Genomic DNA, 14,066 nt, shown 5'->3' with positions numbered 1-14,066 from the left:
GTTCCATTTATTTGTTTTTCACCGCCGTTCCGATATGTTCTCCACATAAAATTCTTTTAATGTTTCCTTTTTCCTTAATATTGAAAACCATAATGGGAAGGTCATGGTCCATACAAAGAGTTACCGCCGTTGCATCCATGACCTTTAAACCCTTTTCAATCACCTCAAAAAAGGTAAGTTGTTCGAATTTTTTCGCGGCGGGATATTTCAGAGGATCCTTATCGAATACCCCATCAACCTTGGTCCCTTTTAAAATCACCTGTGCCCCGATCTCCATCGCCCGAAGTGCGGCAGCCGTATCGGTGGAAAAATAAGGGTTTCCAGTTCCAGCGGCAAATATCACCACACGCTTCTTTTCAAGGTGCCGGATGGCTCTTCTTCGGATATAACTCTCAGCCAGTTGGCGCATTTCAATGGCGGACTGAACCCGGGTGTAAATATTTTTTTTCTCAAGAGCATTTTGAAGGGCCAGGGCATTGATGAGCGTGGCCAACATTCCCATGTAATCAGCAGATGCCCGCTCCATTCCTTTTGAACTGGCCGCAATCCCACGAAAAATATTCCCCCCGCCAATCACAATGGCCAATTCAACCTCGAGTTTATGAAGCTCTCCGATTTCCTCGGCAAGGGAATCCAGGACTTGAGGATCAATCCCATAGCCTTGATCACCTGCCAATACTTCACCGCTGATTTTTAGAAGAACGCGTTGATAAGCGGAGCGTGTCATGTCGCTCATGTTGAGCCGGGGTATGATTGAAGAAAAAGGGAGATTTTAAAGTTGGTCAGGTTTTTTCACCGACCTGAAATCGGACAAACCGCTTAATGGTAATGTTCTCGCCAAAAGCTGAAATTTTTTGGGCAAGCAAATCCTTAATCGTTAAAGCCTCATCCTTAATAAAGGTTTGATCCAGAAGGCAAACTTCCTGATAATACCGCTCAATTTTTCCTGCCACAATTTTCTCAATCACCTTCTCTGGTTTTTTTGTCTCCCGAGCCTGATGGGCATAAATCTCACGTTCTTTGTCCAACAGCTCCTTGGGCACATCCTCTCTTGTCACAAATAGAGCAACCGGAGGCGCGGCTACTTGCATGGCAAGGTCCTTTCCAAAAGCCTGAAATTCAGGTGTTTTCGCCACAAAATCGGTCTCACAATTCACCTCGATGAGGACTCCGATTTTTCCCCCCATGTGAACGTAGGATCCCACAATGCCTTCATCCGTTGAACGTCCCCCCTTCTGGGCCGCTACCGAAAGGCCTTTTTGCCTAAGAAAATCGATGGCCTTTTGGAGATCCCCTCCGGATTGGGAAAGGGCTTTTTTGCAATCCATAATTCCTGCCCCTGTTTTTTCCCTCAATTCTTTAACCTGTGTTGCTTCAACAGCCATTCAATATCTCTCCAAAACTTTTAGGATCAAATTATTTTTCAATACCCTCTTTTACAAAATCGGTAACCTCCGAAACCGGATTCTCCTCGGAGGGAGGAGGAGTTGCTGCCAACGGTTTTTCTTCAACAGGGGCCCCAAAAGCTCCCTTCTGCCGTCCATCTAAAATGGCATCCACCATTCGGGAGGTAATCAAACGAATGGACCGAATGGCATCATCGTTCCCAGGAACAGGGTACTGCACATCATCCGGATCGGAATTGGTATCGACAACCCCCACAACGGGAATTCCAAGGCGATTGGCTTCAAGAACAGCAATATGCTCCATTTTAATATCCACCACGAAAAGGGCTCCAGGAAGAGCATTCATCTGTTTAATTCCCCCTAGATTTCTCTCCAATTGCATCCGCTTTTTCTCAAGAGAGGCCACTTCTTTTTTGGGTAGTCGTTCGTAGGTACCATCGGCCTGTTTTTTTTCTAATTTCTTTAATTTGTCCACGCTTTTTCGTATGGTTTCAAAATTGGTCAGCATTCCCCCCAACCATCGCTGAGTGACATAAAACATTCCACAACGTTTGGCTTCCTCTTCAATGATCTCCTGGGCTTGCCGTTTGGTTGCAACAAAAAGCACCGATCTCCCTTCTGAAGCCGTCTTCCAAATAAAATCACGGGCTTGTTTAAACCTTTTTAAGGTTTTCTGGAGATCAATAATATAAATGCTATTTTTCTCCCCAAAAATAAATTTTTTCATTTTTGGGTTCCACCGCTTGGTTTGGTGACCAAAGTGAACCCCAGCCTCTAAAAGTTCTTTTATCGATATTTCAGACATACCTTTTTAAACCCCCTTAGTTCTAAAATTAACCCACGTTTCTATAAGTGCATAAAAAACAATCCATTTTTAGGCTCTTAAATGGAAGGATTCTAGGATCAAGTCTTTGGAAAATAGCACAATAGTAATTCCTATGCAAGGGAAAAGTGGCTAAATTTCCCTGGGGAAGCCGTAGGTTGATGACCTTTTGACTAAAAAGGGGGGGGTAGCTCTTTTTGGAGGGAGCCTTTGTTCCAAATAAGGAAGGGAAATTAACCTTCCTTTACTTTTTTAATCCTTTAGACCTAATTACCCTTTGTTTATAAGGAATTAGATTTTCTTCAAAAACACGGGACTTCAATTTCTAAAAAGTACGGTTAATCGGGAAGGTCTACTTTTTTTATAAACGACTGTAATATAAAAGCCTTTAGATTATTGGATTGAGAGTCGAGGGGAAAAAGGAAAAACCCCTGGCGATTGGGAGAATACCCCTGTGTAAAACCGCAAAGGGACTCCCCGTCTTTTAAATGGACCATTATTTTTTTTCCATAAGTCGAATCTTGTGAAGCTGAAAAATCTTTTAATTCATTAAATTCTTTGTCCCCCACAAAATCCTTTACAAAAAAAACCGCTTTTAATTCTGACATATAGACTGCTAAAGGTTTTACCCCCGAAACCTGATGGTTAATACCAAGATGAAAACAGTTTTTATTTGGGAAAAAATCATGAGAGACTCCTTTGAGTATTTTTCCATCTTGAAAATGAACCACTAATTTTTGTTCCATTAATTCCGCTCCTATTTCCTGGTTTTATCAATGTAAATTAAAACAACAAAAACCTAGGCAGGTTCAATGATACATCGCAGAGGGAATCCTTCTTTACTGGCCATGGAGTGAACCTGGCTTTGCCGAAGCTCTGCTTCTTCAAAGGGAAGAACAGCAACCACCGCGGAACCCTGATGGTGGGTTTCCAACATCAACAGAAAAGCAGCCTGGTGATCTTTTCTAAAAACGGTAATCAAAACATAAACAACAAATTCCATAGTGGTAATATCGTCATTTAAAAAAATGACTTTATAGGGGGGAATCTTTTCAATTCGAGAATCATCCCCTATTTCCACTTCGGGTGTGGTTTCTGGAAGAACAGTCCCTGGCATTGTTATTCACCCTAAATTTTCTAAAATAGCACATTTTTTAACAATTGCGAACCCAAAATGATATTCAGAAAACCGTTTTGATATTTTTTTCAAAACACAAGCAAAAGGGAAAAGTTGGGTTTCCCCCCTCTTTAAAAAAACCTTTTCTAAAAAAACAAAAGCTGCTTTTTATGCTCAATGGATAAAAGATTCAAACAGTTTGTCCCGCACAGTACCCGGATGCCCAAGCCCATTGAAAATTATAACCCCCAAGCCACCCAGTGACATCGACTACCTCCCCGATAAAATATAGGCCTTCCACGCTTTTGGCTTCGAAGGTTTTGGAAGACAGTTCATCCGTATCGACTCCCCCTAGGGTAACCTCTGCTGTGCGAAATCCTCCATTACCAACAGGAACAATAGGCCAATGGTGAAAATCCTCCGAGATTTCATTGCTTTCTTTTTTTTTGTATTGGTTAACAGGTTTATTTTGATGTCTTAATTCTACCCATCGTTGAGCTAAGCGTTTAGGCAATAGGTGGCCCAAAAGGTTTTTTAGCTCCGCCCTCGGCCGTTCCTTCTGCCAGGAACGGATTTCTTCGTTTAAATTAAAATCTGGAAGCAGATTTACACCAATTTCATCCCCCGGTTTCCAATAGTTGGAAATCTGTAATATCGCAGGCCCGCTTAACCCCTGATGGGTAAAAAGAATCGCCTCCCGAAAAGATTTTCCATTACAGGAAACCAAAGCATTCACCGAGACCCCCGAAAACCCGGCAAGGTCCTTCAAAAGAGACCCGCTTAAATGAAGAGAGACAAGGCCCGGGCGGCAAGGAAGAACTCTTATTCCAAACTGTTTGGCAACAGCATATCCAAACCCCGAAGCCCCCATTTGGGGTACTGATAATCCACCGCTGGCAATGACCAGAGCGTTGGCTTCATAGCTCCCTAAATTTGTGCTGAGGGTAAATCGTTTTTCTTTTTTTATACTTTCAACGGAACAATTCGTCCTGACTTGAACCTTCCCCAATCGGCACTCTTTTATTAAAAGCGATACGATCTCGTCGGATTTCCCATTACAAAAAAGCTGCCCCAACTTTTTCTCATAATATTGCACGCCGTGCTTTTTAACCAACGCAATAAAATCGTTCTGGGTAAAGCGACTTAACGCGGACTTGCAGAAGTGGGGATTATTCGACAAAAAGTGAAAAGGTTCCACCTGTAAATTGGTGAAATTGCAGCGTCCTCCACCAGAAATTAGAATTTTTTTTCCCACCCTATTTGCATGATCCAAAAGCAGAACTTTGCGGCCTCTTTGGCCAGCCGTTAAGGCACACATTAGCCCTGCCGCACCCGCTCCAATAATAATCACATCAAATTGCTCCATGCGTTAATATATGCCAAAAGGGGGGTCATGGGTCAAATAAACCTCCCTTTTTTCTGTTCAAAGTAATACTTGATTCCTCATTTGAAAAAATCTTTTAATGGTTATCAAAGAACGCCAAGTTCGCCTAATTTAGGCAGGTTATTTCCACAAGGATCATTTGCTTTTTAAAGCCTGGTTCATGTATTATGTGGGAAATTGTTAAGCTTTTGAATTTCATCACCTTTTCCCCTCCATGCTTAAAATGAAAACCATTTTTATCTGCCAAGAATGCGGTTATCAATCGCCTAAGTGGCTGGGACGCTGTCCCGAATGTAAAAGCTGGAACTCACTGGTAGAGGAGCCTATAGAACCCGCTGTATCCACATCCCATTCTTATCTGGCAAAAAAAGAGAGGGAAAAACCCACCCCCATCAAAGATGTGATTACCGATCATGAAGACCGTTTCTGTACTGGAATCAATGAGATGGACCGTGTTCTCGGAGGCGGGGTGGTTGCGGGGTCACTGGTTTTGGTGGGTGGTGACCCAGGCATCGGGAAATCGACCCTCCTTCTTCAGCTTCTTGAGAATTTAGGACTCAGGGGAAAACGGAGCCTATATGTTTCCGGAGAGGAATCAACTCGCCAGATCAAAATGCGGGGAGACCGAATCGGGTCCACATCGGATCAGGTTTTTTTAATTTCGGCCACCAACCTGGAAGACATACTTAAGGCAATCCAGGAAATCAACCCCGCTGTGGTTGTGGCCGATTCCATTCAAACCCTTTTTACCACACACATTCCGTCCGCCCCCGGAAGCGTCAGCCAGGTACGGGAATTGGCCACACGGTTGATGTTTCTCGCCAAAGAGACCCATACCGCTATTTTTATTATTGGACATGTGACCAAGGACGGATCCATTGCAGGCCCCCGGGTTCTGGAGCACATCGTTGATACGGTATTATATTTTGAAGGAGAAAAAGGCCACTCTTACCGTATTCTCAGAGCAGTCAAAAACCGTTTTGGTTCAACCAATGAAATTGCCGTTTTTGAAATGAAAGAAAAAGGGTTGGAAGAAGTTGAAAATCCGTCAAACCTTTTTTTAGCCGAACGCCCACAAAAAGCAACCGGCTCCGTGGTCATTCCTACCATAGAAGGAACACGGCCTATTTTGGTGGAACTACAAGCACTGGTTTCCTCCGCCACCGGGGGATTGGCCAGAAGAACCTCCATCGGGGTTGATCATCATCGGGTTTCTTTGTTGATGGCGGTGGTGGAAAAAAGGTTGGGAATTCACCTGCAAACCTACGATGTGTTTGTTAACGTGGCAGGGGGAATGTGGATCGAGGAGCCTGCTATCGATCTTGGAATCGCCTCCGCGGTGATTTCAAGTCATAAAGAGTATCCTTTGGAGGCCCATACGGTTTTATTTGGTGAAATTGGGTTGGGAGGGGAAATCAGGGCTGTGACCCATGCGGAGAAACGGCTTCGGGAGGCAGAAAAAATGGGGTTTACCCGATGTCTGCTTCCTCAACGAAACTGCAACGGCATCAAAACAAGCGCTTCCATGGAGCTTCATGGCGTACAGGATATTGGTGAGGTTTTTGAAATTCTTTTTACCTAAAGCCCTAAACCGGCAGTTCTTCCAAACCCTTATCCTGATACCCATTCTATTCTGCATTTCATGCTCTCTTGGAAACCCGCTCATCATCAAGGAATCGACTCCTCAAGGGAAGACCCCAGAGCTGTCCCTGGCCCAGCTTTTGAAAATTATTCGTGAAAGGGAGCGGGAGTTAAAAGGGTTTAAAGCTTTGGTCGAGCTAAATTTCAGCCTTTGGAAGGATCAAGAAAAACACATTGAATCGTTAAAAGGAGCACTCTTTTTTGAAAGTGGTGGGGCATGGCGCTTTAAAGGGTTTGACCTTCTGGGAAGAACCGTGGTGGACCTATTGGTCACCAAAGAAGGTTTCCAGATCTTCTTGCCTTCTCAGGATCAATATCGTTCAGGGACCCTGGACCAAATTGAAACCTTATGGCCTGCCTCTTCTCTTGGATTTCCGCACCATCTTTTCACCATGGTCAACTCCATAGGGCCCCTTACTTTGGAGCCCGTCGAAACTCCCATGCTGGAGAAAGGTCCGAATTTCTCTATTCTCCACCTGCTAAGACTAGAGAAGAACCACGGCGTGCTTAACCGAAAGGTTTTTTTCCAGGGGGAAACCCTTGATATGACCCAGCAAGAACTATTCAATCAAGAAGGACGTCTTGAAATCACCATGGATTATTTGAATTACAAAAAAATTAACGGCCACCGTCTTCCCTTTCAGGTAATCGCAAAAAACCAAGGCCATCAGGCGAGCCTCACTTTCAAAGAGATTCAACCCAATCCAAAATTTATTCCAAAAGATTTTCAACTCTCTCAATTGGAGGGACGGGGATTTCCGTGAAAATTCTGGCTATCGAAACCGCCACATTGATGGGAGGGGTGGCTATTACCTCTGATGAGGGAATCATCGGTGAAGTTCGGGTGAGTGTACGAACCACGCATTCGGAGCAGTTAATGACCATCATTGACCGGGTTTTAAAATCAAGCCAAACCTCACTGATGGAAATGGATGCCTTCGCGGTCTCCATCGGACCGGGATCTTTTACCGGTCTTCGAATTGGCGTCAGTACCGTTAAAGGGTTTTCCATGATCACCACCCGGCCGGTTCTTCCCATTTCTACCTTAGAGGGTCTTTCCTTTTCTCTGCCTTTTTCTACCCATCCCATCTGCCCCATATTGGATGCAAAAAAGGGGGAGGTCTATACGGCATTGTTTCATTTCAATGGGACAAACCAAATGGAACGATTATGGGAAGATCAGGTAATGTCGCCTTCGGAATTATCCCGGAAAATCACTCAACCCACCCTATTGCTTGGAAATGGTCTACAGATATACGGTAAACAGCTGAAGGAAGCCCTCGGGGATAAGGCCATTTTCTCCCCTAAGCGCCTCTGGGCCCCCTCCGCCCTTTCCATTGCTGAGCTTGCAAGGCAAATGTGGCGGGAAGGAACCCGGGTCCCCTCCGATGCGGTGAAACCCAATTATGTACGCCGTTCTGAAGCAGAAGTAAAATGGGAATTGCAACAGCAAAAAAAAACCTCTGGAGACATCTCACAATGAGGGTTCCTCAAGAAAACAAAACCTCCCTTCAGGTAAAACCTATGAAACCAGAGGACCTGGATCAGATTTTGGACATTGAGCAGCGCTCTTATACTGAACCCTGGATCCGGGAAATGTTTCTCGATGAGTTGTTTGAGAAATGGTTTTCGCACAGTGTTGTGTTAAGATTATCCCCATCTTCGGATCCTTTAGGCTATAGCTGTTTCTGGATTTTAGAATCGGAGCTTCATCTTTTGAATTTGACCATTGATCCCGCCTGGCAGGGTAGAGGATTCGGCACAAGGTTATTGCAATGGATTTTGGCCGGAGGGAAAAAGCAGAAGGCCTTAAACGCGTTTTTGGAAGTTCGGGTCTCAAACCAAGGGGCTATCCGGCTTTATGAAAAAAATGGCTTTCAACAACTGACCCAACGGAAAAATTATTACAGCAATCCCCAAGAGGACGCATTGATTTTGAAGTATTCTTATGATCCCATCTTTTTTTAAACCACATAGGAGGTGGAAGATGTCTTCAATTGATCAAAAACCCTTTATAAACCCGGGGGCGGTCAATCAACAGATCCAGACCCTTCAAGACACGCATAAACACCTGGAAAAAAGATTAGGTAAACTCAACAAGCGAAAAACCCTCACACCACAAGAAGAATTGGAAAAAAAGAAACTTCAAAAAGAAAAATTACTCACCAAAGACCAGATGGCACTTCTCCTTCGGCAACACCGGTCTTCGGGTCTAAATGATCCGTATCTACGGGCTAAACTTAAAAGGAACTAGGAAAGCGTGTTTGGAATAGGGCTCCCAGAACTGATTTTGATTTTGGTCCTGGCCCTCATTATTTTAGGACCCCGGCAAATTCCGGAACTGGCCAAATCCATCGGAAGAGGAATCGCTGAACTCCGCCGGATGAGCGAAGACCTTAAAGGGTCCATCGAAAAAGACCTTTATTCCGAAGACAGGGAAAAGGAAAAACCCAGATCCATTGGGGGAACCGAAATCCATCCTCCGGAACCCACCGAGCCCAAACCTCCCGACCCAAAGGAAAAAACCAGTGAGTAACACCGAAAAAAAATTGCCGCTGGTTGGCCACCTTGAAGAACTTAGAAACCGATTAATCAAAAGCTTAGGCGCTCTTTTAATCTGTTTTACAGCTGCCTTTTTTGTGTCGGACTATTTGCTTTCCTGGATCAAACGTCCCTTAAAAACGGATTTGGTTTTCCTCTCACCGGCCGAGGCTTTTTGGGCCAATTTAAAGGTAGCCCTATTGGGAGGCCTTTTCATTTCATTTCCTTTTCTACTTTATCAGGCATGGGCTTTTATTGCCCCTGGGCTATTTAAAAAAGAAAAAAAGTACGGTCTCTTTTTTCTCTTTTTCTCGGTAATCTTTTTTATTCTAGGGTTGCTTTTTTGTTGGGGGATCGTTCTTCCGTTTGGGCTCAATTTTCTAATCAGCTTTGGAGAAAAAGCGGGAATACAACCGACCTTATCCGTTGGGTTATACATTGATTTTGTCATCAAATTCCTTCTGGCTTTTGCTGTGATTTTTCAACTCCCCTTGGTCATCACCCTTCTTTCCATGATGGGAGTCGTCGCCCCTCAGACCCTTTCCCATCACCGGCGTTATGCCATTCTATTCGCTTTTATTTTTGCAGCCATTTTGACCCCCACCCCGGATATTTTTAACCAGGTCTTAATGGCAGGGCCCATCATTGTGTTGTTTGAACTCGGAATCCTCAGCGCCCGTCTTTTCTCAAGAAAAGAATCTAAAACAAAGGTCTAAATTGAAGGGGCTCGGAAAACCATCTAACGATTTGCCTTTGATCAAGGCCTTCAAAACGAAAGGGACCCTTTCGGGTCCCTTTCAGAGAGAGAGGCAGGAGTTTGAGGACGGGGTACTATTTCAAAAAAAAGAAATAGTACTGTTTGTGGAAGATGAGCTGTTTCAAACTTAAAACTTCTTTCTGTCTAAATGAATCAAAAAAAAATAGAAAACCCATAAGAAATGAACAAAACCTCTCAAATTGACCATCCTCTCCGCTTTATGTTCCTGACGAAAAGGGCATGCACCGGGCCGAAGGGCTAAGCGGCATCCCGTTTCCAACGGTTGGCAAGGATCACCGGATCAACCACTTCTCCACACACGATACACCTTAAAGTCCGGGAAGATCCCTCTTCGGTATTCACCGATTCTGGAATCAGCGGCCCATTACATTTTAAGCATGAGCGTTCGTTCAGCTTCTTTAAAGTTTTTTCTTTACTCAAGATACGAAGAGGCATGAGATTCTCCTCATTGATTTCTCAACCCACAGGTTCAAATAATCCTGTGTCCCCCCATGGGAGTATCGTTCTCCGTAAAAGAGGGGGCGTCCCCAGGCATCACGAACACATCCAGATCCTGAATCCCCCAATCCAACGCTTCTTCAACGGTCCAGAAAAACACATCAATCCGTTTCCCTTTAATGGCACCTCCCACATCTTCAGCAACACCCCAGCCGTATTCCGGAACAAATAACCGACTACCAAGGGGTATAACCGTTGGATCAACTGCAATGGTCCCCACCCGGGCAGGAATCCCTGTTGACGTAATGCCATCGGCCCATACTCCGCAGGAGCGCTCGGAGGGCTCATACGCTGTGGCCCTGACTTTGAGCCATTTCCCTTCAGGTTTGGAAATCCAGTCTCCCTCAGCAGTTGCAGAAAGGGTGGTAAAAATGGTCACTAAAAATATGGCGCTCATCCGAATCATGCTAAATCCCCTCGCCCGTGAGGCGATAAAAAATTAGGTTAAAACCACCCGCTTAAAAAGCCTTCCGAGGATAGTTTTTGAAGCTTATAGTTGCAACTTTCAAACCAAGTGAGGGCCATGAGGCTAAAAAATAAATATAACCAATTGAAAAATATAGAATATTTAATCCTATGGGTTCCTTAAAAGGGGGGACGGCCAAATTCGGGAACGCTACATAGAATCGGAATTTAAGTGAAAACCTTTTCCCTCATTGGCCAAAGGACTTTCACAAAAGGGGGATACCAAGGATGGAGATAAAGCGAGCCGGTTTATGCACCGTTTTCTAATATCTTTAGGGTCTGAGGGGTTACCTTTCCATCGACAATGCGAAATAGATTGGCATCAGGCTGTTTTGGGTTCTCCAGGGAGACAATCAAATAAAACGAATCCGGGTAATACGCCAAACGGATATCCGTTGCGGAGGGGTAGGCCTCGGTCCGGGGATGGGAATGATAAATAGCAAGAAGGTCTAAACGGTTATCCCGCATATTGGTCATGGCATCCATCATTTGGCGTTCATCCATAAAGTAACGGACGGCCCGGTCAGAAGGAATTTTCAATTCCCGGATTCGATCCGAATCTTCCAGATTTCGAATCCGATAGATATGGCTGATTTGTCCCTCTCGACCCACCAATAGGCCGCAACACTCGTTAGGGGCTTCAGCCTGGGCATGGGAAATGATGGTATCGTAAAGGGAACGGGAAATGGTTAACATTCGTTTATGGTAATTTTGAAGGAACCGCCATAGGGCATCAGATCGACCCTGCCCTCCATATCACAAAAATTTAAATCGTACAAGAAATTTCGTAATCGATCAATTTGGTAATTTTGGGGTTTGGTCCGCAGAGAATACACTGAGGGTCTTTCAGCGTTTTAACTTCTCTGAATTTCATTTCTAGGGCATCATAAAGCATTAATCGATGATAGAGTGTTTCACCAATTCCCAAAATCTCCTTCAAAACTTCCGTCGCCTGAATGACGCCAATGGTCCCGGCCAAAACACCCAAAATTCCCGCTTCCTGGCAACTGGGAACTAAACCCGAAGGAGGAGGTTCGGGGTAGAGGCACCGGTAACAGGGATTACCATCGACAAAAGCCTTGAGGCTGGTTACTTGCCCTTCAAAACGGAATATACTTCCGGAAACCAGGGGTTTCTTCATAAAAAAACAGGCATCATTCACGAGAAAACGGGTGGGGAAATTATCCGAACCATCCATCACCACATCGTAATCCCGTATCAGATCAAGAATATTATCGGAAGACAGTTTGGTGGGATACATTTTCACTTCCGTGTGAGGATTAATTCCATTAAGGGTTTCTTTGGCGGATTCCACCTTGAGTTGATTAACGTTTTTTGTCGAATGAAGAATCTGCCGTTGCAGGTTAGAGAGGTCAACATGGTCGGCATCAATAATCCCCAATGTTCCCACCCCCGCAGCGGCCAGATAAAGCGCCGCCGGGGAACCAAGACCTCCCGCCCCCACACAAAAAACCTTTGATTCCTTGATTTTCTTTTGGCCCTTTCCCCCTACTTCGGGGAGGATGATGTGCCGGCTGTACCGTTGTATTTCTTCATCAGAAAAACTACTCCCCATTTTTTTCCCCTTCACTCAATAATATTTCGTTCGATGGGATCAACCTTAACGCCCTTTTTCTTAATACCCTCTACCGCCCGTTCAATTTCCTTAGGATCACCAACGAGCTCCAAATCCACCCACCCCGTTTTTTCAGTGACGTCGGCCTTTCGAATATTGGTGACGACTTTGTATTCCTGGCCCACCAGATAAATGATTGGCTCTTTTATTTTCTCTTCAGGAAATGTAATATGAACTTTTAGACTTGCCATGTGGTTTCCTCGGTGTTAAACATCAACCTCCCGCAATGGCAGGAACGATCGAAATCTCATCCCCCTCCTGGAGGGGGGTTTCCTTCCCTTTGATAAAACGTATATCCTGCTCGTTCAAATAAAAATTAACAAAACGCCTAAGCTCTCCCCCTTCATCACAAAGTCTCTCTCTCATTCCAGGGTACTCTTTTTCCAAATTATCGATAATTTCCTGAACAGTGGTTCCTTCGATTTTGATTTCCCCCAATCCCGATGTTAACTTTCGAAGAGGGGTTGGAATTCTAACTTTAACAGCCATTTATTTTTTTTCCTTTTCTTGGTCCAAACCAAAGGTGTTCTCAAAATCAGAAAGGCTGGGTCGAATCCGGGTGGGTTCATCTACCACATGTCGAACTGCCTCCTGTGTTTTCAAACCATTCCCGGTAATATAGGCAACGGTTACCTCTCCCTTTTGAATCACCCCTTGTTTTACCAATTTCCGGAGGACGGCAATGGTCACCCCTCCCGCGGTTTCCGCAAACACCCCTTCGGTCTGAGCCAACAGCTGAATTCCCTCTACAATTTCGGGATCATTCACCATTTCAATTACCCCATTGCTCTCACGGGCGGTTTTGATAGCATAAAATCCATCAGCTGGATTGCCAATGGCCAAGGATTTTGCAACGGTTTTGGGTTTCACCGGTTTGATAAAATCCCGTCCTTCCTGAAAGGCGCTGGCCACGGGTGAACATCCCTCCGCCTGAGCTCCATGAACTCGGGTTTGAATGGGATCAATGAACTTTAACGTTTCAAACTCCTTGAGTCCCTTCCAAATTTTAGTCAAAAGTGAGCCTGAAGCAATGGGAACCACCACGTGTTGCGGTGCATTCCACCCCAGTTGCTCAGCGGTTTCGAACGCCAAGGTTTTTGACCCTTCCGAATAATAAGGCCTGACATTAATGTTCACAAAAGCCCAAGGGTACTCCCCCGCGATTTCGCTGCACAACCGATTCACATCGTCATAGGTGCCTTCAACGGCCACCACCGTGGGTTTAAAAATTAAATTACCGAGAATCTTCCCCATCTCCAAATCGCTTGGAATAAAGACAAAACACCTCAATTGGGCTTCAGCGGCATGAGCAGACACCGAATTGGCAAGATTCCCCGTAGAAGCACAGGCAACGGTAGAAAACCCGAATTCCTTTGCCCGGGTCAAAGCAACGGCAACCACCCGGTCTTTAAAAGAAAGGGTGGGATGATTAACCGTGTCATTTTTCAGGTAAAGCTCATCTAATCCCAAGTATTTCCCGAGATTCTTGGCATGCAGCATCGGAGTAAACCCCCCGTGAAGCCCAACCGTGGGTGGACCTTCCACAGGGAGAAGCGCATGATAACGCCAAAGGCTATTGGGGCCACTCAGAATATCCTTTCGGGAAAATTGATTCGCAATTTCTGAATAATTGTAAACCACTTCCAAAGGACCAAAACAAAACTCGCAAACATGGATGGGATCAAGGGGATAGCCCTTTCCACACTCACGACATTTTAACCCTTTCATTTTAGCCATTTCTTCTCATTTGACCCTTCCCATCGGAAGGGGTTAACCT

20 protein-coding genes are annotated in these 14,066 nt (G+C 44.8%); 7 read left to right on the top strand and 13 right to left on the bottom strand.

What is annotated here, in order from left to right; all coding sequences use genetic code 11:
* Window positions 1-7 precede the first annotated feature (7 nt).
* The 6 genes from pyrH to VGB26_13305 all read right to left on the bottom strand — a co-directional run bounded on the left by pyrH (window position 8) and on the right by VGB26_13305 (window position 4,712).
* Entirely contained in the window at window positions 8-727 is a 720-nt protein-coding gene (pyrH, locus tag VGB26_13330) for a UMP kinase (GenBank protein HEX9758759.1), read from the bottom strand.
* Between the two features lie 55 nt (window positions 728-782).
* A complete protein-coding gene (gene tsf, locus VGB26_13325) occupies window positions 783-1,385 on the bottom strand; it encodes a translation elongation factor Ts (GenBank protein ID HEX9758758.1) in 603 nt (200 codons plus the stop codon).
* A 31-nt stretch (window positions 1,386-1,416) separates the two neighbouring features.
* A complete protein-coding gene (rpsB, locus tag VGB26_13320) occupies window positions 1,417-2,211 on the bottom strand; it encodes a 30S ribosomal protein S2 (GenBank protein HEX9758757.1) in 795 nt (264 codons plus the stop codon).
* Between the two features lie 356 nt (window positions 2,212-2,567).
* Complete coding sequence (locus VGB26_13315) at window positions 2,568-2,975, bottom strand: hypothetical protein (protein ID HEX9758756.1); 408 nt, start codon at window positions 2,973-2,975, stop codon at window positions 2,568-2,570.
* Window positions 2,976-3,028: 53 nt separating this feature from the next.
* Window positions 3,029-3,346 (bottom strand): ATP-dependent Clp protease adaptor ClpS, encoded by a 318-nt coding sequence (locus VGB26_13310; GenBank protein ID HEX9758755.1) that lies wholly within the window; start codon window positions 3,344-3,346, stop codon window positions 3,029-3,031.
* Between the two features lie 190 nt (window positions 3,347-3,536).
* On the bottom strand, window positions 3,537-4,712 hold the full coding sequence (locus tag VGB26_13305; GenBank protein HEX9758754.1) for an NAD(P)/FAD-dependent oxidoreductase: 1,176 nt from the start codon (window positions 4,710-4,712) through the stop codon (window positions 3,537-3,539).
* A 241-nt stretch (window positions 4,713-4,953) separates the two neighbouring features.
* Between VGB26_13305 and radA the strand changes: the two genes are divergently transcribed.
* Genes radA through tatC form a run of 7 tightly spaced genes read left to right on the top strand, consistent with a single transcriptional unit; the run spans window position 4,954 to window position 9,628 of the window.
* A complete protein-coding gene (radA, locus tag VGB26_13300) occupies window positions 4,954-6,312 on the top strand; it encodes a DNA repair protein RadA (protein HEX9758753.1) in 1,359 nt (452 codons plus the stop codon).
* Window positions 6,293-7,135, top strand: a complete 843-nt coding sequence (locus VGB26_13295) for a DUF4292 domain-containing protein (protein HEX9758752.1) — start codon at window positions 6,293-6,295, stop codon at window positions 7,133-7,135. The genes radA and VGB26_13295 overlap by 20 nt, the downstream gene beginning before the upstream one ends.
* On the top strand, window positions 7,132-7,854 hold the full coding sequence (tsaB, locus tag VGB26_13290) for a tRNA (adenosine(37)-N6)-threonylcarbamoyltransferase complex dimerization subunit type 1 TsaB (protein HEX9758751.1): 723 nt from the start codon (window positions 7,132-7,134) through the stop codon (window positions 7,852-7,854). Before VGB26_13295 ends, tsaB begins: the two co-directional genes overlap by 4 nt.
* The gene (rimI, locus tag VGB26_13285) at window positions 7,851-8,339 is read left to right on the top strand and encodes a ribosomal protein S18-alanine N-acetyltransferase (protein HEX9758750.1); all 489 of its coding nucleotides are present in this window, start codon (window positions 7,851-7,853) and stop codon (window positions 8,337-8,339) included. Before tsaB ends, rimI begins: the two co-directional genes overlap by 4 nt.
* 19 nt (window positions 8,340-8,358) lie before the next feature.
* Window positions 8,359-8,625, top strand: a complete 267-nt coding sequence (locus VGB26_13280) for a hypothetical protein (GenBank protein HEX9758749.1) — start codon at window positions 8,359-8,361, stop codon at window positions 8,623-8,625.
* Between the two features lie 6 nt (window positions 8,626-8,631).
* Window positions 8,632-8,907 carry a twin-arginine translocase TatA/TatE family subunit gene (locus tag VGB26_13275; protein ID HEX9758748.1) on the top strand — a complete coding sequence of 92 codons (276 nt, stop codon included), beginning with the start codon at window positions 8,632-8,634 and terminating at the stop codon, window positions 8,905-8,907.
* A complete protein-coding gene (gene tatC / locus VGB26_13270) occupies window positions 8,900-9,628 on the top strand; it encodes a twin-arginine translocase subunit TatC (protein HEX9758747.1) in 729 nt (242 codons plus the stop codon). Before VGB26_13275 ends, tatC begins: the two co-directional genes overlap by 8 nt.
* A gap of 299 nt (window positions 9,629-9,927) precedes the next feature.
* Here tatC and VGB26_13265 read toward each other — a convergent pair whose 3' ends face one another.
* The 7 genes from VGB26_13265 to thrC all read right to left on the bottom strand — a co-directional run bounded on the left by VGB26_13265 (window position 9,928) and on the right by thrC (window position 14,026).
* Window positions 9,928-10,125 (bottom strand): hypothetical protein, encoded by a 198-nt coding sequence (locus VGB26_13265; GenBank protein ID HEX9758746.1) that lies wholly within the window; start codon window positions 10,123-10,125, stop codon window positions 9,928-9,930.
* Between the two features lie 34 nt (window positions 10,126-10,159).
* A complete protein-coding gene (locus tag VGB26_13260) occupies window positions 10,160-10,594 on the bottom strand; it encodes a 3D domain-containing protein (GenBank protein ID HEX9758745.1) in 435 nt (144 codons plus the stop codon).
* A 308-nt stretch (window positions 10,595-10,902) separates the two neighbouring features.
* Window positions 10,903-11,349: a M67 family metallopeptidase gene (locus tag VGB26_13255; GenBank protein ID HEX9758744.1), complete on the bottom strand. Its 447-nt coding sequence runs from the start codon at window positions 11,347-11,349 to the stop codon at window positions 10,903-10,905.
* Window positions 11,350-11,419: 70 nt separating this feature from the next.
* A complete protein-coding gene (gene moeB / locus VGB26_13250; GenBank protein ID HEX9758743.1) occupies window positions 11,420-12,229 on the bottom strand; it encodes a molybdopterin-synthase adenylyltransferase MoeB in 810 nt (269 codons plus the stop codon).
* An 11-nt stretch (window positions 12,230-12,240) separates the two neighbouring features.
* Window positions 12,241-12,480, bottom strand: coding sequence for an NIL domain-containing protein (locus VGB26_13245; protein ID HEX9758742.1), 240 nt, complete (start codon window positions 12,478-12,480; stop codon window positions 12,241-12,243).
* A gap of 22 nt (window positions 12,481-12,502) precedes the next feature.
* The gene (locus VGB26_13240; GenBank protein ID HEX9758741.1) at window positions 12,503-12,778 is read right to left on the bottom strand and encodes a ubiquitin-like small modifier protein 1; all 276 of its coding nucleotides are present in this window, start codon (window positions 12,776-12,778) and stop codon (window positions 12,503-12,505) included.
* Complete coding sequence (thrC, locus tag VGB26_13235; GenBank protein ID HEX9758740.1) at window positions 12,779-14,026, bottom strand: threonine synthase; 1,248 nt, start codon at window positions 14,024-14,026, stop codon at window positions 12,779-12,781.
* Window positions 14,027-14,066: the final 40 nt, after the last annotated feature.

The organism is Nitrospiria bacterium, assembly GCA_036397255.1.
In the GTDB taxonomy this organism is placed as follows: Bacteria; Nitrospirota; Nitrospiria; order DASWJH01; family DASWJH01; genus DASWJH01.
This window is presented reverse-complemented; position numbering and strand designations above follow the sequence as displayed.